The following is a 21315-nucleotide window of genomic DNA, read 5'->3' as shown; positions in this document are numbered from 1 at the left end:
AATTATCTTACTAGTTATAGAGCAACTTATCGACGCGCTTATTTAGCCAGTAGTTTGTCTTTGGTCTGACGGTTCGCTTTACGCATTTCTGAGAAGGTCGAGTTCTTTTTATAGCGCCCCTTCTCTACGTGGCGAATTATCGATACATCTTCAATGTTTAATGGTTTTCCGTGCGTACCCAGTAACCAGCGAAACGCGCGATCCTCGTATGTTTTTACCCATCGGTCTTTCGGCTGCTGATAGCAGTCTATCTGCTCGCAATAGCCATAGCGGCGTGCCGTGTCACCATGAACTATCTGCGCCGAGCCAGAGGCTTTTGAAAAGGTGTGGGTGGTAACATCCGCCTGCTGCAAACATTCTTCAACTGAGGTTTCTTTACCATTACACAGAACATCATGCTCTTCGCTCAATAACGAAGTTCGGGAAACCTGTTCCGGAAACGCCAGAACGCAGGACTCTTTGCGTAAGGTCTGTTTTAAGCTTGGGAAGGTATTTTCCCCAAACAGTAAGTCGCAGTCGGTAAACCAAATCCAGTCTGCTTTCGTTTCTTTTGCAGCTTTATTACGGCCTATACTACGGCGTAGTAAGTCACCTTTGTTGAGCGCAATAAAAACCGGTCAGCGTAACTTTAAAGTCCTCCGGGGCATTATCCACCAGCGACTTCAACTGATACACAAATAAATGCGAATAGTTCCAGCAGTGACTGACAATTTCAATATGTTCAGGTGTGCTGGTCAGGTCTTCAATTTCGGTTGACTCCGGTACATCATATAGCCAACTAGCCGGAACGGGACTGGATACCGCAAATCGCAATATGAACTCTTTACTTTGCTGTAACCAACTTCTTAGTGCCATTCAGCATTACCTCGCATTCGCTTTCTTTGAACGTACTATGGTACTTTCAACACAAGCTACAGAAGAACTGGACGCTTTGCCAAACTTCCGGCACTTAAAAGCTTTCCCGATGCCTTTCATGTGACCGCCGATGATGACATTTATTATCGACCTAACTGGCTGGCAACTCTGGTCAATGCGTATACGGGTAATGATCAGGAGATTCTGTGTTGGCGGGCACATTATTTACGCCGTGCAACAAGCGGAGAAATAAGACCCTACAGGCAATGGTACCCGAAAACAGAGGTACGGGGTCCCGATCCGCGCCTGTTTTTTACCAGTGGGGCCGGGGTGCTTTTCCCGCCGGGTTGCTTTGATAAGCGCGAAGATGGCGGCAATGACGCACAATTACAGAATTTAATCGCACATTTTGGTCTGCCGCCAACCTTAGAGAAGAAGTAAAAGGATCAGAGAATGGAAATTTTTATTGCGGTATTTTTCTTTGCTTTTTCGACAACTATTACGCCGGGCCCCAACAATATTATGATTATGTCGTCAGGCGTGAACTATGGTGTTAAGTCCAGCCTGCCGCACTTTCTCGGCATTTGCCTTGGCTTTCCGGCCATGGTGCTGGTGGTTGGTATGGGCTTTGGTTCAGTGCTGGAGCAGTTCCCGCTTCTGCACCAAATGATTAAAATTGCCGGTACTGTCTATTTGCTTTGGCTGGCTTGGGTCATTGGCTCACAAACTCCCAAGGCAATTGAAAAGGGTGACCGTAAGCCATTAACTTTCTGGCAGGCAGTTTTGTTTCAGTGGGTAAATGGCAAAGCCTGGGTTATGGCAACAGGCGCAGTGGCAGCATTTACCACAGTTGCAGGCACGCTTTGGTCAGAAGTGATGGAAATAACTGCCGCTTTTCTGGCGGTGGCGTTTCCCTGTGTGGGCGTTTGGCTGGTGGCCGGCGCCGGACTGAGACAATTACTCACCAACCACCGGGCACAAAGAATTTTTAATATCTCCATGGCGTTATTGCTGGTCTTTTCTGTTATACCGGTCGTACTGGATATATGGCAGTTCTATTTTAGTTAGCCTCAATTTGAACAACATAAAAATAACAATTTACGCTTACCTGACGATATGGTTAACTATTGACCATAAAGGCAATAAGGATGAGTCATGGACGTGAAAACCAAGCAAGTATCTTTTGATCAACTCATCTCAGAATTGTCAACTCGCCTAATTAACAGTGAGCCCACGGAAACCTACGAATGTATTGAGGAAGTTATTGCGGCTATTGGCGACTACACAGAGGCAGACCGTTGTTACGTATTTGAGTTTGATGACCATATTCAGCACATGACCAATACCCATGAATGGGTTCGTGACGGTCACCAGGCACATATTGATAGTCTGCAGGCAATCGAAGCTGACGATTTACCCTGGTTTTTTAGAGAAATGAAAGAAAACCACGTTTGCATTGTTAATGATGTCCAGACGCTGCCCCCTGAAGCTAATGCCGAAAAAGCAGAGTTTGACCGCGAAGACATAAAATCCGTTATTTGCATTGGTATGGTCGCTAACCACAAACTTCTGGGTTTTGTCGGCTGCGATATGGTGCAGAAAAAACGCCAATGGCAGCCAACAGACCTACGTCGCTTGAGCCTGGTTGCCGACATGATAGCCAATACCCTTGAACGGCAACGTACCTATGCAGAGCTCATCCACACCCAACGGGAGCTGGAAAAAGCCAACCGTATGCTGCAGGCGCAAGTAGCACAAGATGGTTTGACCGGCATTGCCAATCGTCGCGCCTTTGACGAACGCATTACTAACGAAATTCAGCGTGCTTCTCGTCACAAAACTCCTTTAGCGCTGCTCTTAATCGATATTGATCAATTTAAATCGTACAACGATCACTACGGCCACTTGCAGGGAGACCAGGCGCTTAAATCTGTCGCCGACGCGATGTTTGATCAGTTGCAGCGTAATACAGATTTTCTGGCGCGTTATGGCGGAGAAGAGTTTGTTGCGGTAATTTCAGCCACCGACGAGCAGAAAACCAAGGACAGCCTTCAGCAATTGCTGGAGGCTGTTCGGAATCTCAAAATAGAACATGAACAGTCGCAGGTTGCGCCCTATCTAAGTATTAGTATTGGCGGCTACCTGCACACACCGACTGCTGACGAAAATACCGAAGTCTTAATTAGCCGAATGATTTCAAAAGCAGACTCGGCGCTTTATCGCGCCAAATCTGATGGTCGTAACCGGGGCTATTTAGATAATTAATTCCAACTGGATATTTGCTTCTGTAACTCTTTATCATCAACCTCTTTGAGCCCGGCTAACAGCTGCTTAGATTCTTCTTCATTGCCTTTTAAGGTAAGCAGTTGAGCCAACCGGAAGTTTGCCCAATGACTGCCTGGAGCATTCTCCGGTAATTCCGATTTAAGATATTGCTTTAAAGCCTGTATGCCATCATCAAGCTGGGTTTCAGCCAAAACTGACGTTTTTCCAATTTGATACAACGCCATAACGGGAGCATCACCCTCTGCAGACTCGCCAGCAGCTGCCTTTTCAAAAAGAAAGATCGCTTTTTCGTAGTTCTCGTTTCTTTGTTCCTGAAACCCTGCATAAACGAGAACATCGGCGTTATTGGGATATTCAGTTAAAGCTTCCTTTAGTAATGCGCTGGCCTGTTCCTCCTGCTCATGCTGTCGGAAGTATCCAACTTTCGCCAGCGCCCCCTGTGCCGGATCAATTTTCTCAATTGCTTCAATTTGAGCCAGAGCTTTTTCGTCATCGCCACCCGCCATAGAAGGCGCCATTAAATAGAACTGCATTAAGGCGTTTCTGTATTTCAGCGAATCAGGCTTAAGCTCTACGGCTTTTTCGAACGACTCAAGTGACTTCCCCGCATAACTTAACGCACTAAAAAAAGCGTCCTGCGCTTGCTGAGCCATGACAACACCACGAGTATGCCAGGCGGCGGCATTTTCAGGTTCGTTCTTAACCCAGTCTTCAGCAATGTCTTCTGCGTTATCAAGCTGCTTTTCAGATAAATGCTGTTGAATAAGCTGCTGATTTGACTCCCCGGCATAAGCGCCGGGGAGAAAAAAGGCCACAGTTAGCGCCAATGTTATCCATTTCATAATAACTCTCCTTAGTTAGGCTTTTTTCTGATCTTCAACCCATTGGTCAACACGACGCTCCAGAATATGCAGCGGCAATGCGCCACCGCCAAGAATGGTGTCGTGGAAGCCACGGATATCAAATTTATCGCCCAAAGCTTCTTTGGCTTCTTCACGCAGTTCCAGAATACGGATCATGCCAATTTTGTAGGCTGTTGCCTGACCCGGCATGACCAGGTAGCGACGAACTTCTGAACGCACAGCGCCTTCAGCAATTGGGGTGTGTTGCTGGAAATACTTAACTGCTTCCTCTTCAGTCCAGCCTTTTGCGTGCATGCCGGTATCCACAACCAAACGCACGGCACGCCAAATTTCGGTGGTTAAGCGGCCAAAGTCAGAGTAAGGGTCTTCATAAGCACCCATTTCCTTGGCTAACTGTTCTGAATATAAACCCCAGCCTTCGCTGTAAACCGTAAAGCCAGCCTGAGTACGGAATTCTGGTACCGACTCCAGTTCCTGAGCAATAGAAATTTGCATATGGTGACCCGGGTTACCTTCATGATAGGCAATGGCTTCCATTTCATTTTTCGGCATGGAGCTCATGTCCGACAAATGCGCATAGTAAATGCCCGGGCGCTCACCGTCAGGCGAACCAGGGTAATAATGCTGGGCCGCACCGTCTTGTTCACGGAAAGGCTCAACCCGTTTCACCACCAAGTCGGCTTTTGGCAAAATACCAAAATATTCAGGCAGCTTTTCATTAATGTACGCCAGGTATTCGCGCGAGTCTTCCAGATACATTTCAGCGCCTTCGTCGTTGTTCGGATAGAAGAAGCGCTCGTCGGTGCGGATATAATCAAAGAAGTCCTGCAAATCGCCATCAAATTCAACTTTCTCTTTAATCGCGATCATCTCACTAGTCAGTCGCTCGACTTCACTCAGACCTATCTCATGAATTTCATCAGCGGTTAAGTCAGTCGTCGTGTAGTTGGCCAAACGGGCGTTATAGTAAGCTTCGCCGTTTTCCAGACGATGCACGCCGGTTGCGATTTCGTCGGTATTCTCAATGTCGCTTTCAAGGAAGCTAATAAGCGCTTCGTAACTCGGACGGAAACGCTCCAATAGAGCTTTACGCACTTCTTTTTCGTATTTATCGGCTTGTTCGGCGGAGATCGCGTCATTTTCCTGAAGCGTGCTGAGCTTGTTTTTAGCATCTTCCAGTAAGCTTGAGTCACCTTCTTCATCAAAAGGGGCACCTGAAGTCAGGCCTTTTGCCTCTTTAATAACCTGCTCATACGCAAATCGCGGAGCACGAACGCCGTTCTCTACTTGTTCTTTCGCGCGCTGCAATAATTGCTCAATGGCCGTTGCACCACCCTTAATACGAGAAATGTAGGCTTCCATATCTTCCGCGTCATCCACTCGATGGAAGTTGATTAAAAACTGCGGTAAAAAGGTGTGTGCGCCACGCATTTGGTCAAATACGTAGTCCATGCCACGGAATTCGGCATTACGCTTGGCTTGTTCATATTGGTAAACCCAAACGTCGTAAGACGTCTGAGCTTCTAGGTTCAGCTTGTCGTAATCAAAGTTGGCTTTCAGCTCTTCAACGCTATTTTCCAGCCACTGCAGCTGCTTTTTCTCAGCAGCGACAGTCATATCGTCAATGTCACCGTAGCGGTCTTTGCGACCCAGAAAGGTCATTTGAATGGGGCTTTGTTGAAGCTGTTGTTCGTACTTTTCTTCAAACCACTGATTCAGACGCTCAGTTTCTGACTGCGCCGTTTGCTCAACCGCCGTTTGTGAATTTTGTTCAGAATTGTTTTGCTGCGGTTGTCCGCAGGCCGTTAATAAGCCCAAAACAGCCAGGGCGGCAATGGAATAACGCATAGCAGTGTCCTTTATTCTTCTTTTGATACAGGAAGAAAAACTATAGCGTGCTTGTTACACTAATGGAAATGCTTAAATTGTAACCGACTGTTTTATGGCGAAACCTAACAAGAAAGGGCCGGTTCGCACCGTGCAGATTTCTTGTCTGCAGTGCAAAACGCCCATATTTAAATATCGCAAGGGTGGCAAAGGCGCTTTGGTAAAATGCTTTATTGAGCGTATTGTTGAAGACCACACCACTAAGCCGTGCCATTGCCCCGGTTGTGGGCAGGAATTTGCGCGCGAGACTATGATACGTGGCACTCCTGCCTACAAAATTATTGGCGGTAAAGTCCATTCAAAGTAGGAAAACCATGACAACCTCAATAACGGTAAAAACAAAACAGGCGTACCAGCACGCTGCCGAGCAGGCGAGCACATCTCTTTTGCGTCAATCCCAGCCTGGCATGGCGGATGAGCTCAAATTATTGTCTGAACAACTTCAGGGCAATGAGACAAGAGACGTCTATGGCAGTGGGGCGCTCATTAACGACTTTGAAGAAGACGTTGCAAAATTACTGGGCAAGCCAGCCGCTTTGTTTTTACCCACCGGAACCCTGGCGCAACCACTGGCCCTGCGTATACACGCCGATCAGCGTCAGCTTAATGGCGTGGCACTGCATCCCACGTCGCACTTAATGCTGCACGAACAAATGGGTTTTGAAGCTTTGTGGCAGCTTAACGGCACCACCACAGGCTTTGCCAATAAACCGATAACACTGAGCGATTTAAAGTCCGTGCAAACACAGGATCTGGCTGCCGTTTTACTGGAACTGCCCATGCGTGAAATTGGGGGGCAGTTACCCGACTGGGACGACCTGGTCGCACAGTCGCAATGGGCTCGCCAGAATAATATCGCCATGCACTTAGACGGAGCCCGGCTCTGGCAGGTACCAACCGCTTATGACTGTTCACTGCCTGAAGTCTGTGAGTTATTTGACTCGGTTTATGTGAGTTTTTATAAAGATTTAGGTGCTATCTCGGGTGCTATTCTGGCGGGTTCAGAAGCCTTCATAGAGCAAGCCAAAATTTGGGCTCGCCGTGCCGGTGGCAATATCATTACCCAGTACCCGCAGCTTTTGTCTGCTCGTTACGGCTTAAGAGAGAATTTACCCATTATGCCGGACGCGGTTAACTACGCCAAAGCACTCGGCGAGGCACTCAACGAGTTAGAAATGCTAAAGGTAAATCCGGAAATCCCGCAAGCCGCGATGTTTCACCTTCATTTTGCTCTGCCGGCCAATACGCTCGGTGAGAAAATAACAGACTACGCCAGCAATACAGGCGTCATGCTATTACCGCTGCCAAGAGCTGAAATAAATGGCGAAGCCATTTGTGAGATTTCAATTGGAAGAAACGCCATGTCGCAACCACAAAGCTTCTGGCTGCGACACTTTAAGGCGTTTTTAGAAACGCTTTAGGCTTTTAGTGGTGCTCTTTGTGATCACCTTCATGGTGTTTGCTATGCTCGCCTAACACGTGGTTCAGGGTATCTAAGTAGCTTTTACCAAAGCCTTTAACACGTTGTTTGTTCATTGCCTCAGAGCCTAAATGCACTTCTTCCAGAGAGTTTGCCGCGACATCAAGCTCTTTACTTAAACGGGCCAGTGCCACTTCCAGTGTGTAAGTCAATTCGTGTACTTTCGCCATGTCCTGTGAGTCTAAATCGCCATTCACAATTTCCTGTAATTTGGCGTTATATTCCGTCAGGTTCATAATAGCCTGTTCTAAATTTTCAGAAGCCTCAGGCTTAAAGTGGTCGTAGCGCTGCTCGTCATCATTGTCACTGGCCGTTGCGGTTACATTAAAAAGCAGTGCTGCGCCTGCTAGTATCATTGTTAACGCTTTCATAAAAACCTCATTAGTTGTTAATGGTTCTCATTATTGTTCAAATGTCCATTTTTTACAAGCTGAATGAATGCGAACCTGATATTCTTAGCTTGATGTATATCAAGGAGTGACGCAATGTTTTCGTGGTTCGAGCGCCGATTAAACCCTTTCCCTGCGGAGGAACCCACTCAGGCTCCTACCGGATTTTTTGCTTTCTGCTGGCATTATACGAAAGGTGCGACCCCCTTCCTTGCCGTTACGGCGCTACTTATGGCTGCCATTGCCGTAGCTGAAGTCTGGCTATTCGGCTTTTTAGGGCAGATTGTCGACTGGCTTGCCGCTCAGGACAAGGAGACCTTGTTAAGCGACCAGTTCTGGCCGCTGTTAGGCATGAGCGCGCTGGTTTTGTTAGGCCTGCCTCTGCTGGTCTGGTTCCACTCCTTACTGACCCACCAGACACTGCTTGGCAACTTCCCCATGCGTATCCGCTGGCTGGGCCACCGCTACCTGATGAAACAGTCCATGAGCTACTACCAGGATGAGTTTGCCGGCCGGGTCGCCACCAAGTTGATGCAAACCTCGCTCGCCCTGCGCCAGTGCATCATGACCTTTATTGAAATAGTGAACTACGTCGTCGTCTATTTTCTGGGGATGTTTGTCATTATTGGCAGTGCCGACTGGCGCATGATGCTGCCACTGGCATGTTGGCTTACTCTTTACGCACTGCTGCTGCGTTTCTTTGTGCCTAAGCTGGGTAAAGTTTCTGCCGAACAGGCTGACGCTCGCTCCAATATGACCGGTCGCATAGTCGACTCTTACACCAATATACAAACCGTTAAGCTGTTTTCGCATTCTCAGCGCGAAGCCGCTTTCGCCCACGACGGTATGGATACCTTTTTAGGCACGGTGCACAAGCAAATGCGCCTGGTCACTCAGCTTTATGGTTTCCTTTATTTTATTAACTGCGCTCTACTGTTCAGCTCAGCCGCTACCGCCATTGTGTTATGGATGGATAATGCCGTCACTCTGGGGGCTGTTGCCGTGGTTATTGGCCTGGTTCTGCGCTTATTTGGTATGTCACAAATGGTCATGTGGCAAATGTCGACCCTGTTTGAAAGTATAGGTACTGTTCAGGACGGAATAGGCTCTATTGCCGTACCTCAACGCATTGTTGATGAACCTGACGCACCGCCTTTAAAAGTAGCGTGCGGTGACATAGCGTTCGATCATGTGCGTTTCCATTACGGCAAGGGGCATGGCGTAATGGACGACTTTAATCTGCACATTAAGCCCGGTGAGAAAGTCGGCATTGTTGGCCGCTCCGGTGCCGGAAAATCCACTCTGGTGAACTTGTTACTGCGTTTTTATGATGTTGAAGGCGGTGAAATCCGGATTGATGATCAGGCCATTCATAAGGTGCAGCAGGACAGTCTGCGCGCCAATATTGGTATGGTAACTCAGGACACTTCTTTGCTACACCGTTCAGTGCGTGACAACATTTTGTATGGTCGCCCGGGAGCCAGTGAAGAGGAACTCATGAATGCGGTGCGACGTGCTCATTGCGAAGAGTTCATTGCGGACTTAAGTGACAGCAAAGGGCGCACCGGTCTGGATGCCCACGTGGGTGAACGTGGCGTGAAACTGTCCGGCGGCCAGCGCCAGCGCATTGCCATAGCCCGCGTCATGCTAAAAGATGCCCCCATTCTGATTCTGGACGAAGCCACTTCCGCACTCGACTCTGAGGTGGAAAATGCCATTCAGGAAAACCTGTACCAACTGATGCAGGGCAAAACCGTTATTGCCATTGCTCACCGTTTATCGACTATTGCTGCTATGGATAAGCTGGTGGTTATGGATCAGGGTGAGATTATTGAGCAGGGCAGCCACGAACAGCTGCTTGCCCAGGATGGTTTATACGCTAAGTTGTGGCGTCATCAGTCGGGTGGTTTTTTAGCAAAAGAAGCTTAGTGTTTCAGCTCGTACGCTTCGTCAGATTCAATTTTGGCGAAGCGTACATCCAGTTCCATTAAGCGTTTTTTACCCCGGGCTGTCATGTCAGTAATAAACTGAAACTGCTGTCTGGGGTCTATCGGGTAGGCTTTTAAGCGGTATTTGGTGCCCCAGGGTTGTTCCGCCGCTGTTACCGCTATGGGCTTGCCCAGCTGTAAATACGGGCTGGTCAGAGCCACTTCTTCCAGAGCATCTCGTATTTGATAAGCGTCGGCTTCCGGCTGAGTATAAAATTCAGCAATGCACATTAAACTGGGGCCGCCGTTGTTCGCATTGTGAATAAGGTTATCCCAGAGTTTTAAGTGTGGTACCCAAATAACGGTGTCGTCGTTGGTTACTAACTCGACCGTACGCATGCCTATATGGGTAACTTCGCCATAACTACCGTCAACTTCTATCCAGTCACCCGGTCTGTAGGGCATTTCATGAATAGCCACCACCCCGGCAATTAAACTACTCACATAGTCTTTTAGCGCAAAACCTATAGCCAGACCCGCAGCACCCAGTGTTGCCACCATGTTCTGCAACGTTGGCTCAATGATCCGGGGCATGATCATAACCAGAGCAACAACCAATACCAGTATGCGAATCATTGGTACTAAGGCCAGAGTGTACAGTCGGCGCTTGCCGTGCAGGTGTGAGGCAACCCAGGGTAGAACACGCTGAGTCAGCCAGACGACCGCCAGTGCAAAAACGAAAATCACTGCTATTTCAAAGATCGCGAAGCCGTCCAGCGATTTAAATAGTCCGGTAACGTCGTCTACTGAACCTGTGTCCATTGCCGTCTCCCTCGTTCTCGTTAAAACCGGTCTAGCCAAAAGCCCCGCGAGGCCAAAAGCTCCCGGACAACCGGGTAACCGCGTGCAGTGACATACCAAAGCTCTTGCTCAAGCTCTATCAAACCTCTCTGATGCAGAACCTGTAGCTGAATTTCAAGCTGACTACCGGATATTATTGGCAACACTTTAACCAGCTGCCCTTTATTCAAACCTCGGTGTAACAGCAGAGCATAACAGACAAAAGCCGTGGCATCGTTAATCTCTGAAGGCATGCTGGGTGTTTCAAAAGGTTTCTCGCTACTGCGCTGGTAACGGTCGGAATAGGCCGCGGCTACACCTGCGTTACCGCGGCTTAATGCCGCTAATGCCCGCAAACGACCATCGCCACGAGCCAAACCAAGCTCCTCCAGCGCCGGTTGATCTAACCCCTGCAAAGTCCACAGTTGGCTTACCGGAACCGGCCAGACCTTTTCAAGAAAGGCCCAGGCCCAGCTGTCACAAACAATAACGCCTTTGCCTGCTTCGCCTGAAAGCACAGCCGAAAAGAATTCACGCACCCACCGCAACCCATTGGTTTGGCGAAGGAAGCCATGCGCTAACTGAGGCATTATCCAGGGCTTATTATCATCGGACTTGGTTACAAATTCAGGCAGAGTAGAGTCACCCGGGTCGCAAAGAGGCTCTCTGTCGGGCAGGTCCATTTCCCTGAGACTATGCTTCTCAGCCCACTTCTTTACGGCTTCTTCAACACCTGAGTGGGGTGGTGCTATTATCCAGCGTAAGCTGTTATCTTCATCGTCCTCCAGCCACTCAGAAAAACACTGTTCCAAAGCATCTGCTGCGTCGTCAAAACTGAGTTCCAGCGCCCTCGACTGGTCATCCTCGCTTTCTTGCTCTTGCTCGGGGGTTATCCATCGAATAAATTTTCCCCACCACTTTTTAACCTTAATAACGGTCGGCACCGCAGGTTTTTCATAATCGTCAACCGTAACCCATTGCCACGTTTTCTTTGGCTCTTCGGCCATTCTAAGGTCCCTTTTAACGGATAAAATAAGTGAGTGCTTAACAACGATAATAGAGGGCCCTGAACCAGAGTCCAATGAAAAATTTGCAAATAGACTCTTGAAACCAATTTAACCAGTGCACATATAAGAGTTAAGGCCGGTGTCTCTGAGAGAGCCGCCTTAAACCGACACATGGTGTGTCACTTGTTTATTACAACTAACGTTATTGCTTCTTAGGAGAATGACTATTATGGCAACTATCGACTTAAGCCCTCTATATCGCAGCAGTGTAGGTTTTGACCGTATGGCATCTTTGCTGGATTCGGCACTACGCTCAGATACTGGTGCAACCGGATACCCTCCCTACAACATTGAACTGGTAGCAGAAAACCAGTACGCCATTACCCTGGCGGTTGCAGGTTTTGAAGAGGATGATCTGGAAATTGAAGTAGAGAACGGCGTGCTTCGTGTGACCGGCAAGAAAGCCGAAGAAAACGAAAAACGCGAGTATCTGCACCGCGGCATTGCAAACCGTGCCTTCGAACGTAAGTTCAGCCTGGCTGAACACATTGAAGTCACAGGCGCAGCCTTAAAGAACGGTCTGTTAACGGTCGGCTTGGTGAAAAACATTCCTGAAGCCATGAAGCCGAAACGCATCAACATTGGCAGCTCGACTAAAGACCTGCTGGAAGATCGTTCCAAAAGTAAGGAAAATGCTGCTTAAACTTAAGCACTGGATGAGGGGCGGCAATTAGCCGCCCTATTTTTCCTGACGTTGCCACTCTACTGGGTGCCCACAGACGAACCCCTGGACATAGTCTACACCCAGCTGAGTGAGCTTAATGCGCGCTTCATCACTTTCAACGCCTACTGCGCACACCTCAATACCAAGCACTTTAGCAATACGAACACAACTAGCTACCAGTTCTGCATCAACAGCGTCCACCAGCATGTCCTGCACCCAAAAGCGATTGACCTTAATTTGCGTTAACGGCAGCTGCCGCATTAAACGAAATGAATTAAAGCCCGTTCCGAACTGATCCAGCGCTGTACCAACCCCCAGCCCCTGAAGCTCTTTGAACAGACGGTAGGTCTCATCAAAATACTTGTCGGCGTCGGGCTCAGCCACTTCAAACATTAATTGCTCTGGCTGCAGCACCGACTGCTTAAGAATTTGCTCAAGAAAACGAATGAAGTCGACGTCCTCCAGACTTTGCGCCGACAAATTTATGTGGCAACGCCAGGTTCTGTTTGCCTGAAACGGTTGTTCGTTAAAGTGCTCAATAACTTCGCGAACTAGCCAGCGGTCGGCTTTACCCATCACTCCCGCCCGCAATGCTGATCTCAGAAACTGTTGCGGCGCAATAGCTTCATCAGAGCCTGAGCCGGGCAGCCTCAGCAATACCTCGAAACAGTGTTTATCTTCGCTTTTAGACGCACTGATAAGCGGCTGCGAAAACAATTGCCAGTCTTCTTCCCTTAAAGCCTTTTTCAATCGAGTTTCCCATTCCGCCTCTGCCTGGCCTATTAAACGTTTCTGATCGGCTTCACTGTAGGAGTGCACCCGGTAGTCACCTTGCTGCATAGCGAGCTGAACGGCCTCACGCGCTTGTCGCATTAACGTACTGGCTGCAACGTCCTCATCTGCGCTGTAGGAAATACCGGCGTGTGCAGTAAGCTGAAATATGCGCTTATCACTGCTGAAACGGAACTCACGGCAAAACTGAAGCAAGCGATGAGCCTGTGCAAACGCGGCTTGCTCATCCTCACGGCTTAACAAGGCAATTTCGGTTTCACTAATACGGGCAACCCGCGCACTTTTCGGAGCTTTTTGCTGAAGCGACAAGGTCAACTGCAATATAGCCTGATCACGCCCGTCGGAGCCCGCTTGGTCAGCAATAACCTGCAAGCCTGTGAGGCGAATAATAGTCACACTTGCAGTCTTTTTCTGATCCAGCCTGTCTTGTAATAAACGCCGAAATTCCCGCACGTTGAGCAGCCCGGTAACGGCGTCGTGATGCGCCAGGAAATTCAAATGAACTTCCGCTTCCATACGTTTAGTAACATCTGCTATACGCCCGGTATTATCAGTGAAAAGCTCGATATCCAGCCACACTTTTCGACCATCAAGACGTTCAATAGAAACCAATTGCCGCTGACCATCAATATTAAACCCGTTAGGCCAGTTGGCCCGAATTTGTTCTTCGGAGTGCGCCGCGAGAATTCTCATCATTTGCCGGTTAACTTGCTTAATACTGCCGTCAGAATTCACCCGGAACCAACCTTCCCCGGTTCGTTTCAACAGCCGCCATAACCTACGCCGCAAGGCTTTTCGGTTTTGCTTTAAATGGCTAATACGTTGCATTAAACGGCTTAGACGGTAACGCTCTAATGCCAGTAAAAACATAATAGTGACCAGCGTCAGACCACTATACAAAAGAAGCCCTGAAAGCCCTTCCCAAATTGGATTATAACGAGGAGAGACTAATAACCAGGCGGATAATACGGTGAGTACCATCAGTGCGGTTTGCCAGCGATGCCCTGACACAGGCTGTTTCTGCAAACTGCGCCCAACGACAACACCGCCCCAGAGTAATAGCGCGTTAATTTCCCAGGAAATGAAGGCCAATTGCCAAGGCTCCGGAAGCCACGGCAATAAAATGGTCATAGCGATAGCAATTAACATTACCGAGTAACCAATTCGGTTAAACCTCGATAGCTTGAAACGAAAGCGCGACCACTCCCAGATAAACCAACTGAGTGCAACAATCAGTAGCTGGCTAATGTAGCCTTTCAAAACTGCCGCTATGTCCGGCGAGTATGGCGTAAAATAGGTTATCCAGACACCACTATGAAGCAGCAGTGACAAAGTAAATGCGAGTGTTAGTGTGCCAAACGCAATTAACAGGCGACTACCGAATAACCTCGCCGAGGTGGCTGCAGCCAGAGCTAATAAAATTAGGATACCAGCATTAACACCCAGCGCAGTTTGTTGTTGCTGCAGGCGCAGCTGCAAGTCACCGGGTTGCCATAAGCTTACGGAAGGCATTTGCTCTGGCCACTGCTGAACCGATACGGCCAGCCAGACAATTTCGTTAGCGGGTATGGTAACGGGTAGCACCTGCTCGTGCGATAGATACTCTCGCTGTAAAATTGGCGTCGAAAAACGACTGATGCTTTGGCTTGTTATTTGGCCTTCTTTATCCAATAAATAGACACCAACTTTTTCCAAATAAGGATCGCCGAATTTAAGATGAAAAGTCAGGGGGGCATTACTGCGGTTAAACAGCGGGATAACGCCCCAGACATTTGGGCGCTCACCGGCGTAATTATGGTCCTGCAGTTGTGAAGGGCTGAGCCATCGCTGGGGTTCATTCACCGCTATATTTTCAACATTTAAACTCTTATCCACAACACGATAGTTCAGATATTCATTCAGCATGAGTCTGGAAGTTTGCGGAGAAACGGTAAGCGGCTCCTGAGCAGCCGCAGACTGGCTTAACCCTAAAACGAATAATAACCCGACCAGCCAATACCTAAACATAGCCATGCTCCGCCAGTTTCGCTTCTACCGCAGGCTGCGGCTCTTCCAAAGCCTGCAGCCAGGCGGCATCGCAAATTTCAGAGTAAAACAATAACCAATGGCGCTGGTTAATACTTAAGCGCCAGCAAAACTGATCTGCCGCTTGTTCTCTTTCACGAACAGTGGCTCCAATACGCTCACAAAGCTCATCAACCCAAAGCTCAAGCTCGGCTTCCGGTGGTGTACTTTTTAACGTAATGACATTGTCTTCCATTGCTGTTTATTACCCGTTAAATAATTGTCGCTCGCTGGCTCCGGACAAAAAGGCTTCCACGGCGTGCATGAAGTCATCACCATAACGTGCCAGTTTCACTTCCCCAACGCCATTGATTTCTAACATATCTTTGGCTGTTGTGGGATAGTGCACACACATTTCAACTAATGCAGCATCGCTAAAGACAACGAATGGTGGCACTTGGTCACGGTCGGCAATGTCTTTACGTAATTTGCGTAAACGCCGGAACAATATTTTATTATAGTCGCCACGGTCGGTAATACGGGTTTTGGTGGCGGTTAACTCGATTCTTGGCTTGGCCAGTTCCAACGGAACTTCGCCCTTTAACACCGGACGCGCTGCGTCAGTAAGCTGAAGCGCCGCAAAACGGCGTATATCCTGCAGAATAAGCCCTCGATGAATCAACTGTCTTAACACCGAGAACCAGTGCTCCTGTGTTTCCGATTTGCCCAGGCCATAGGTACTAAGCTGGTCGTGTCCAAGCTCGATAACCCGCTGTGCCTTTGAACCTCGTAAAACCTCAACCACATGGTTAATACCAAACTGCTGACCCACCCGGTACACACAACTCAAGGCTTTTTGGGCATCTTCCAGACCGTCATAGCGTTGCGGCGGATCCAGGCACAAGTCACAGTTTCCACATTCTTTATCGGAGTATTCATTAAAATAATTCAGCACCACCAACCGTCGACAGGTCTGGGCTTCTGCCATGGCTTGCATTGCTGAAAACTTTTGCGCCTCAACCAAGCGTCGCTGCTCATTTTCCTGCTCCTCTATCATCCTCCGTATCCACTGCGCGTCGCGCGGGTCATAAAGCATAAGCGCTTCTGCCGGCAGGCCGTCGCGACCGGCACGGCCGGTTTCCTGGTAGTAAGATTCAACGCTGCGCGGAATATCAAAGTGAATGACAAAGCGAATGTTGGGCTTATTAATACCCATACCAAAGGCCACCGTTGCCACAACAACATCTATGTCGTCACGCAGAAACTGCCTCAGGGTACTTTCCTTTATTTGATGCTCAATACCGGCGTGGTAGGGCGCAGCGCGTACACCGGCTTGTTGCAGACTTTCAGACAGCTCTTCGGTTTTCTTGCGGCTACCGCAATAAATAATACCCGCAGCGCCTTTCTGTTTCTTAACGTAGTCACGGACCTGCTTTAGCGGCTTGTACTTTTCCTGTACCACGTAACGAATGTTGGGACGGTCAAATGAACTGCGGTGCACCAAAGGTTCGCGCAAACACAGTCGTTCAATAATGTCGTGCTGGGTGGCAGAGTCGGCAGTTGCCGTTAATGCCATAAAAGGCACATTGGGCAAATAATTACGCAGCACCCCAAGTTTTCCGTACTCAGGCCGGAAGTCGTGCCCCCACTGGCTGATACAGTGCGCTTCGTCCACCGCAATAAAATTGAGCTTTAGTGACTGCAACCTTTCAATAAAAGAAGGCTGCAAAACCCGCTCAGGGCTTACGTACAACAGCTTAATGTCGCCGTTCTGTAGCCCTTGCATTGTTGCCATGGATTCTTGTGATGTTACCCCCGAATGCAGCGTTGCCGCTGAAATATCTAGTGCCTTAAGTGCCTCTACCTGGTCTTGCATTAATGACAGCAATGGCGAAATAACCAGAGTAAGGCCGTCACCACAAATGGCCGGCAACTGGTAACAAAGCGACTTGCCGCCACCGGTTGGCATCAGTACCAGAGAGTCACGGCCTTGCATAGCGGCCTGCATAATATCCTGCTGACCATCGCGAAACTGATGGTAGCCAAAGGTAGACTCAAGCTGCTGCTGAAGCGGATCAAACTGCGTTTTTTCGGCGGTACTGCTGTGCATGGTTATATTGACTTCCCGAGTAACATGCTCTTATTGTAAGCGTCCTGTTCGTTAATCACCATGCCGAAAATGAATACACAAACAATACTGACAAAAGTTTCCGAGTTTATGAACACTCAGGTTCCGTTCCAGGCACTGCTTGGCCTGGAAATTACGGAATTTAACCCTGCCCGTGGTGAAATTCGATTTAAATGGCAAGACCAGCTTATGGGCAATGTACCACAGCGTATGTTGCACGGCGGGGTTACGGCTACGGCGCTGGATACCGCCGGAGGACTGGTCGCTATTGCCGGCATGGTCGACAGACTAGAGTCACCTTCTGAAGCTTATTTAATGGAGCGGCTGAGCCGTTGTGGTACTATTGACCTTCGGGTTGATTACCTCCGTCCGGGCCGTGGCACTGAGTTTATTGCCAGCGCAACCATTATCCGCTCAGGCAACAAAGTGGCGGTAGCGCGGATGGAATTGCACAACGAAGAAGGCACGCACATAGCGTTTGGAACCGGTACTTACCTGGTCGGCTAACGCAGATTAAATAAGGATTCCCATTATGTCCGATGACGCAGTTCGGGCGCGGCATGGCGTTTTTTTCGCACTTGCTGCCTACACCTTTTGGGGCATTGCACCGGTTTATTTCAAACTGGTAAAGCAGGTGCCTGCGTTCGAGATACTCTCCCACCGTATTATTTGGGCGTTTTTAATGGTTTTTGTGCTGATCGTTGCCATGAAGCGGCTGGATCGCATTCGTCCTATTCTGAAAAGCCGCAAACTGGTACTGCGTCTGACTCTTGCCACTTGCTTACTGGGCGGCAACTGGTTTTTGTTTATTTGGGCGGTAAACACCGACCATATGCTGGACGCCAGCCTGGGCTACTACATTAACCCACTACTGAACGTAGCTATTGGTATGGCCTTTTTCGCCGAGCGTATGCGTCGGTTACAGTTAATTGCCATTGGTATGGCGGTGGTAGGGGTTTCTATTCAGGTTATTACCTTTGGCTCTGTGCCCTGGGTTGCCCTGGCTTTAGCCTCTAGCTTTGCCATTTATGGTGCCATTCGAAAACGTCTGCCGGTCGATTCCATTAGCGGGCTGTGGCTCGAAACGGCTATTTTGCTGCCGGTTATGCTGATTTACCTATTTGGCTTCGCACAGTCTGCCAGCAGTGATTTAACCGCTAACCCGTGGACCTTAAACCTGCTTTTGGTTGCTGCGGGGCTGGTAACAACTATTCCACTGCTGTGTTTTACGGCTGCAGCACAACGCTTACGTTATGCGACACTGGGCTTCTTTCAGTATATTGCGCCAACATTAATGTTCATATTAGCGGTGGTGGTTTACGGTGAGCCTTTAGAAGAAAGTAAGCTGGTTACCTTCATTATTATCTGGAGTGCGCTGGCACTGTACAGTTTCGATTCAATAATACAGCGCCAGCGGGATCGTAAGGCGAAGAAGCGATTAGCTTCAGCTGAGGCTGGCATCCATTGAGATGTCAGCGTTCAACACCTTACTGACCGGACAGCCGTCTTTCGCTTTTTCTGCCAGTTTCTGGAATTTGCTTTCGTCAATATCCGGAATGCTGGCTTTAACCGTTAAGTGAATTTTCGCAATGCTGAAGCCATCACCGTCTTCCTCTAAGGAGACTTCGGCTTTGGCGTCAATACTGTCCGGCTCATAGCCTGATTCTCCCAGCATTAACGAAAACGCCATGGCGTAGCAGCCTGCGTGCGCAGCACCAAGAAGCTCTTCAGGGTTAGTGCCCTTACCGTCTTCAAATCGGCTCTTAAATGAGTATTGGGTACTGTCTAAAACACCACTTGGCGTTGAAACAACACCTGAACCTTCTTTAATACTGCCTTTCCACTGTGCATTTGCAGAGCGTTTCATAAAATGCCTCCGACATAGTATGTATGTACTTTAAACATAGTCGAAGAACGCATTTTTTGATCACTACTTTACACTTCAGAAGACGGGATCCAGGCGCGCATACGAAACAACCAGCCACTTACTGCCGACGTTATCGAAATTGATCTGAACTCTGGATTGCGGCCCGGTGCCTTCGTAGTTCAATACCGTACCCTCGCCAAATTTCGGGTGGCGTACACGTTGCCCAAGTGAGTACCCAGTCAGCTCAAAGGCCTCATGGCTGGCTGCGTTATTAAAGCGACTGTAACTGCTGGGCTTTTCAACCTTGGTTTGTATGCGCACTTCGTGCAGCGTGTCCGGCGGAATTTCGCTAATAAAGCGACTGACTTTGTGAAACAATTCCTGGCCATAAATACGGCGCTGCTCAGCGTAAGTAAGCACCAACTTTTGCATGGCGCGGGTCATTCCCACGTAGCAAAGTCGCCGCTCCTCTTCCAGCCTTCCGGGTTCATCCATAGACTGCTGTGACGGAAACAAGCCTTCCTCTACACCGGTCATAAACACCAACGGAAACTCCAGACCCTTGGCACTGTGTAACGTCATTAGCTGCACCGCGTCCTGATATTCATCGGCCTGCTCTTCACCAGCCTCAAGAGCAGCGTGCGCCAGAAAAGCGTTCAAAGGGGTCATGTCCTCTTCGGCGTCATCCAGGGTAAAGTTTTCACAAGCCGTAACCAGCTCTTTTAAGTTTTCTACCCGAGTTTCAGCTTTTTCGCCTTTTTCGGCTTCGTACATGGCCATAAGGCCGCTCTTCTTAATAACTTCGTCGCTAAGGCGACCTAACGAAAACTCTTCGGTTTCGTCGTCCAGAGCTTCCATAAAATCGAGAAAAGAGCCAACCGCATTGCGCGCACGACCGGCAAGCTGCTTTTCATTCACCATGTACTTTGAAGCCTGCCATAAAGACTCGCCACGTTCGCGGGCGGCCTGACGGATCATTTCCAGAGTTCTGTTTCCGATACCCCGGGTTGGTGTGTTGATCACTCGTTCAATGGCGGCGTCATCGTCCCGATTACCCAGAATTCGCAAATAGGCGAGTGCATCTTTAATTTCCTGACGGTCGAAGAAACGTAAACCGCCATAAATACGATAGGGAATACGTGCGTGCAGCAAAGCTTCCTCTAAAATACGCGATTGTGCGTTACTTCGGTACAAAAGAGCCGCATCCTGCAGCGAACCGCCCTGATCCCTCCACTCCTCAATTCGGGCAACAATGTACCGGGCTTCATCCATTTCATTGAAGCCGGCGTAAAGGCTAATAGGCTCGCCATCGTTACCGTCAGTCCATAAGTCCTTACCCAGCCGCCCAGAGTTATTGGAAATAACCGAGTTTGCTGCGCGCAATATGGTACTGGTTGAACGATAATTTTGCTCCAGACGAATGGTTTCTGCGCCTTCAAAGTCGGATAAAAACTGATGAATGTTTTCGACTTTAGCGCCACGCCAACCGTAAATGGACTGATCATCGTCACCCACAATAGTCACACTGTTTTGTTCGCCAGCCAGTAAACGCACCCAGGCATATTGTATGGAGTTGGTGTCCTGAAACTCGTCCACCAGAATATGGCGGAAACGATTTTGGTAATGCTCGCGGACAATCCGGTTATTGCGCAGTAATTCGTGTGCCCGTAATAACAACTCCGCAAAGTCGACCAGACCAGCCCGATCACAGCTTTCCTGATACAAAGTATAGATTTCTTTTAGGGTTTGCTCTGTCGGGTCGTAAGTTTCAATGTGCTGCGGGCGCAAACCTTCGTCTTTTTTACCGTTGATGTACCACTGCGCCTGCTTTGCCGGCCAACGTTTGTCGTCCAGGTTTAAACTTTTAATTAAGCGTTTAATCAGCCGCTGCTGGTCATCGCTGTCGAGGATCTGAAAGTTCTGGGGCAACCCGACATCCATGTAGTGCGCGCGCAACAGGCGGTGCGCCAGACCATGGAAGGTACCAATCCACATGCCGCGCACTGAGCTGCCAACCAGTTGCTCAACACGACCACGCATTTCCGCCGCGGCTTTATTGGTAAAGGTAACCGCCAGCACACTAAAAGGCGAATACTGCCGCTCCTGAATAAGCCAGGCGATGCGGTGCACTAACACACGGGTTTTGCCACTACCGGCTCCCGCCAGAACCAGCATATGCCCGTCTGTTGCAGACACGGCTTGCTGCTGTCGTTCATTTAAATCTGCCAGAAGCGGGTGTGTACTCATCTGCGGTCACCTAAGTCA

At 49.0% G+C, this 21315-nt stretch carries 21 protein-coding genes; 9 read left to right on the top strand and 12 right to left on the bottom strand.

The window, feature by feature from the left end; all coding sequences use genetic code 11:
• Positions 1-38: 38 nt before the first annotated feature.
• Both ACP7FG_RS08920 and ACP7FG_RS08915 read right to left on the bottom strand, forming a co-directional pair.
• Entirely contained in the window at positions 39-410 is a 372-nt protein-coding gene (locus tag ACP7FG_RS08920; protein WP_439226176.1) for a hypothetical protein, read from the bottom strand.
• A 178-nt stretch (positions 411-588) separates the two neighbouring features.
• On the bottom strand, positions 589-855 hold the full coding sequence (locus tag ACP7FG_RS08915; RefSeq protein ID WP_439226175.1) for a hypothetical protein: 267 nt from the start codon (positions 853-855) through the stop codon (positions 589-591).
• A gap of 120 nt (positions 856-975) precedes the next feature.
• Between ACP7FG_RS08915 and ACP7FG_RS08910 the strand changes: the two genes are divergently transcribed.
• The 3 genes from ACP7FG_RS08910 to ACP7FG_RS08900 all read left to right on the top strand — a co-directional run bounded on the left by ACP7FG_RS08910 (position 976) and on the right by ACP7FG_RS08900 (position 3120).
• Positions 976-1296 carry a hypothetical protein gene (locus tag ACP7FG_RS08910; protein ID WP_439226174.1) on the top strand — a complete coding sequence of 107 codons (321 nt, stop codon included), beginning with the start codon at positions 976-978 and terminating at the stop codon, positions 1294-1296.
• A 12-nt stretch (positions 1297-1308) separates the two neighbouring features.
• The gene (locus ACP7FG_RS08905; RefSeq protein ID WP_273021753.1) at positions 1309-1923 is read left to right on the top strand and encodes a LysE family translocator; all 615 of its coding nucleotides are present in this window, start codon (positions 1309-1311) and stop codon (positions 1921-1923) included.
• Positions 1924-2010: 87 nt separating this feature from the next.
• Complete coding sequence (locus tag ACP7FG_RS08900) at positions 2011-3120, top strand: sensor domain-containing diguanylate cyclase (protein ID WP_439226173.1); 1110 nt, start codon at positions 2011-2013, stop codon at positions 3118-3120.
• On the opposite strand, the gene ACP7FG_RS08895 is transcribed toward ACP7FG_RS08900, so the two are convergent.
• Both ACP7FG_RS08895 and ACP7FG_RS08890 read right to left on the bottom strand, forming a co-directional pair.
• Positions 3117-3983: a tetratricopeptide repeat protein gene (locus ACP7FG_RS08895; RefSeq protein ID WP_439226172.1), complete on the bottom strand. Its 867-nt coding sequence runs from the start codon at positions 3981-3983 to the stop codon at positions 3117-3119. The genes ACP7FG_RS08900 and ACP7FG_RS08895 overlap by 4 nt on opposite strands.
• A 15-nt stretch (positions 3984-3998) precedes the next feature.
• Positions 3999-5852, bottom strand: coding sequence for a DUF885 domain-containing protein (locus ACP7FG_RS08890; RefSeq protein WP_439226171.1), 1854 nt, complete (start codon positions 5850-5852; stop codon positions 3999-4001).
• Positions 5853-5946: 94 nt separating this feature from the next.
• Between ACP7FG_RS08890 and ACP7FG_RS08885 the strand changes: the two genes are divergently transcribed.
• Both ACP7FG_RS08885 and ACP7FG_RS08880 read left to right on the top strand, forming a co-directional pair.
• Positions 5947-6198, top strand: coding sequence for a hypothetical protein (locus ACP7FG_RS08885; protein ID WP_053953456.1), 252 nt, complete (start codon positions 5947-5949; stop codon positions 6196-6198).
• Positions 6199-6205: 7 nt separating this feature from the next.
• On the top strand, positions 6206-7312 hold the full coding sequence (locus tag ACP7FG_RS08880; protein WP_439226170.1) for a threonine aldolase family protein: 1107 nt from the start codon (positions 6206-6208) through the stop codon (positions 7310-7312).
• 4 nt (positions 7313-7316) lie between these two features.
• Here ACP7FG_RS08880 and ACP7FG_RS08875 read toward each other — a convergent pair whose 3' ends face one another.
• Positions 7317-7742: a DUF6746 family protein gene (locus tag ACP7FG_RS08875; protein WP_439226169.1), complete on the bottom strand. Its 426-nt coding sequence runs from the start codon at positions 7740-7742 to the stop codon at positions 7317-7319.
• 114 nt (positions 7743-7856) lie between these two features.
• Here ACP7FG_RS08875 and ACP7FG_RS08870 point away from each other — a divergent pair, with 114 nt between their 5' ends.
• Positions 7857-9689 (top strand): ABC transporter ATP-binding protein, encoded by a 1833-nt coding sequence (locus ACP7FG_RS08870; protein ID WP_439226168.1) that lies wholly within the window; start codon positions 7857-7859, stop codon positions 9687-9689.
• Here ACP7FG_RS08870 and ACP7FG_RS08865 read toward each other — a convergent pair.
• The gene (locus ACP7FG_RS08865; RefSeq protein WP_278355206.1) at positions 9686-10510 is read right to left on the bottom strand and encodes a mechanosensitive ion channel family protein; all 825 of its coding nucleotides are present in this window, start codon (positions 10508-10510) and stop codon (positions 9686-9688) included. The two genes, ACP7FG_RS08870 and ACP7FG_RS08865, sit on opposite strands and share 4 nt — an antisense overlap.
• Before the next feature lie 20 nt (positions 10511-10530).
• Positions 10531-11535 (bottom strand): hypothetical protein, encoded by a 1005-nt coding sequence (locus tag ACP7FG_RS08860; protein WP_439226167.1) that lies wholly within the window; start codon positions 11533-11535, stop codon positions 10531-10533.
• 229 nt (positions 11536-11764) lie between these two features.
• Here ACP7FG_RS08860 and ACP7FG_RS08855 point away from each other — a divergent pair, with 229 nt between their 5' ends.
• On the top strand, positions 11765-12238 hold the full coding sequence (locus ACP7FG_RS08855) for an Hsp20 family protein (RefSeq protein ID WP_199494850.1): 474 nt from the start codon (positions 11765-11767) through the stop codon (positions 12236-12238).
• Between the two features lie 36 nt (positions 12239-12274).
• Here the strand turns inward: ACP7FG_RS08855 and ACP7FG_RS08850 are convergent, their stop codons facing one another.
• Genes ACP7FG_RS08850 through recQ form a run of 3 tightly spaced genes read right to left on the bottom strand, consistent with a single transcriptional unit; the run spans position 12275 to position 17165 of the window.
• Positions 12275-15058 carry an EAL domain-containing protein gene (locus ACP7FG_RS08850; RefSeq protein ID WP_439226166.1) on the bottom strand — a complete coding sequence of 928 codons (2784 nt, stop codon included), beginning with the start codon at positions 15056-15058 and terminating at the stop codon, positions 12275-12277.
• A complete protein-coding gene (locus ACP7FG_RS08845; protein WP_439226165.1) occupies positions 15051-15311 on the bottom strand; it encodes a DUF3630 family protein in 261 nt (86 codons plus the stop codon). Before ACP7FG_RS08845 ends, ACP7FG_RS08850 begins: the two co-directional genes overlap by 8 nt.
• A 9-nt stretch (positions 15312-15320) precedes the next feature.
• Positions 15321-17165, bottom strand: coding sequence for a DNA helicase RecQ (recQ, locus tag ACP7FG_RS08840; RefSeq protein WP_439226164.1), 1845 nt, complete (start codon positions 17163-17165; stop codon positions 15321-15323).
• Positions 17166-17225: 60 nt separating this feature from the next.
• Between recQ and ACP7FG_RS08835 the strand changes: the two genes are divergently transcribed.
• Positions 17226-17690, top strand: coding sequence for a thioesterase family protein (locus ACP7FG_RS08835; protein WP_054490478.1), 465 nt, complete (start codon positions 17226-17228; stop codon positions 17688-17690).
• 25 nt (positions 17691-17715) lie between these two features.
• Positions 17716-18651 carry an EamA family transporter RarD gene (rarD, locus tag ACP7FG_RS08830; protein WP_271332192.1) on the top strand — a complete coding sequence of 312 codons (936 nt, stop codon included), beginning with the start codon at positions 17716-17718 and terminating at the stop codon, positions 18649-18651.
• Here the strand turns inward: rarD and ACP7FG_RS08825 are convergent.
• Together ACP7FG_RS08825 and uvrD are read right to left on the bottom strand one after the other, a co-directional pair.
• On the bottom strand, positions 18628-19050 hold the full coding sequence (locus ACP7FG_RS08825; RefSeq protein ID WP_054490482.1) for an OsmC family protein: 423 nt from the start codon (positions 19048-19050) through the stop codon (positions 18628-18630). The two genes, rarD and ACP7FG_RS08825, sit on opposite strands and share 24 nt — an antisense overlap.
• A 75-nt stretch (positions 19051-19125) precedes the next feature.
• Positions 19126-21297, bottom strand: a complete 2172-nt coding sequence (uvrD, locus tag ACP7FG_RS08820; protein WP_439226163.1) for a DNA helicase II — start codon at positions 21295-21297, stop codon at positions 19126-19128.
• Positions 21298-21315 lie beyond the last annotated feature (18 nt).

Source organism: Idiomarina sp. ST10R2A5 (assembly GCF_051842325.1).
GTDB lineage: Bacteria > Pseudomonadota > Gammaproteobacteria > Enterobacterales > Alteromonadaceae > Idiomarina > Idiomarina abyssalis.
The sequence above is the reverse complement of the archived record's forward strand: the minus strand, read 5'-3'. Positions and strand labels throughout refer to the sequence as shown.

Coding starts and splice junctions, on each gene's coding strand:
- ACP7FG_RS08915 (WP_439226175.1), bottom strand. CDS start 855: ATGGCACTAAGAAGTTGGTTACAGCAAAGTAAAGAGTTCATATTGCGA.
- ACP7FG_RS08905 (WP_273021753.1), top strand. CDS start 1,309: ATGGAAATTTTTATTGCGGTATTTTTCTTTGCTTTTTCGACAACTATT.
- ACP7FG_RS08900 (WP_439226173.1), top strand. CDS start 2,011: ATGGACGTGAAAACCAAGCAAGTATCTTTTGATCAACTCATCTCAGAA.
- ACP7FG_RS08895 (WP_439226172.1), bottom strand. CDS start 3,983: ATGAAATGGATAACATTGGCGCTAACTGTGGCCTTTTTTCTCCCCGGC.
- ACP7FG_RS08890 (WP_439226171.1), bottom strand. CDS start 5,852: ATGCGTTATTCCATTGCCGCCCTGGCTGTTTTGGGCTTATTAACGGCC.
- ACP7FG_RS08885 (WP_053953456.1), top strand. CDS start 5,947: ATGGCGAAACCTAACAAGAAAGGGCCGGTTCGCACCGTGCAGATTTCT.
- ACP7FG_RS08880 (WP_439226170.1), top strand. CDS start 6,206: ATGACAACCTCAATAACGGTAAAAACAAAACAGGCGTACCAGCACGCT.
- ACP7FG_RS08875 (WP_439226169.1), bottom strand. CDS start 7,742: ATGAAAGCGTTAACAATGATACTAGCAGGCGCAGCACTGCTTTTTAAT.
- ACP7FG_RS08870 (WP_439226168.1), top strand. CDS start 7,857: ATGTTTTCGTGGTTCGAGCGCCGATTAAACCCTTTCCCTGCGGAGGAA.
- ACP7FG_RS08865 (WP_278355206.1), bottom strand. CDS start 10,510: ATGGACACAGGTTCAGTAGACGACGTTACCGGACTATTTAAATCGCTG.
- ACP7FG_RS08860 (WP_439226167.1), bottom strand. CDS start 11,535: ATGGCCGAAGAGCCAAAGAAAACGTGGCAATGGGTTACGGTTGACGAT.
- ACP7FG_RS08855 (WP_199494850.1), top strand. CDS start 11,765: ATGGCAACTATCGACTTAAGCCCTCTATATCGCAGCAGTGTAGGTTTT.
- ACP7FG_RS08850 (WP_439226166.1), bottom strand. CDS start 15,058: ATGTTTAGGTATTGGCTGGTCGGGTTATTATTCGTTTTAGGGTTAAGC.
- ACP7FG_RS08845 (WP_439226165.1), bottom strand. CDS start 15,311: ATGGAAGACAATGTCATTACGTTAAAAAGTACACCACCGGAAGCCGAG.
- recQ (WP_439226164.1), bottom strand. CDS start 17,165: ATGCACAGCAGTACCGCCGAAAAAACGCAGTTTGATCCGCTTCAGCAG.
- ACP7FG_RS08835 (WP_054490478.1), top strand. CDS start 17,226: ATGCCGAAAATGAATACACAAACAATACTGACAAAAGTTTCCGAGTTT.
- rarD (WP_271332192.1), top strand. CDS start 17,716: ATGTCCGATGACGCAGTTCGGGCGCGGCATGGCGTTTTTTTCGCACTT.
- ACP7FG_RS08825 (WP_054490482.1), bottom strand. CDS start 19,050: ATGAAACGCTCTGCAAATGCACAGTGGAAAGGCAGTATTAAAGAAGGT.
- uvrD (WP_439226163.1), bottom strand. CDS start 21,297: ATGAGTACACACCCGCTTCTGGCAGATTTAAATGAACGACAGCAGCAA.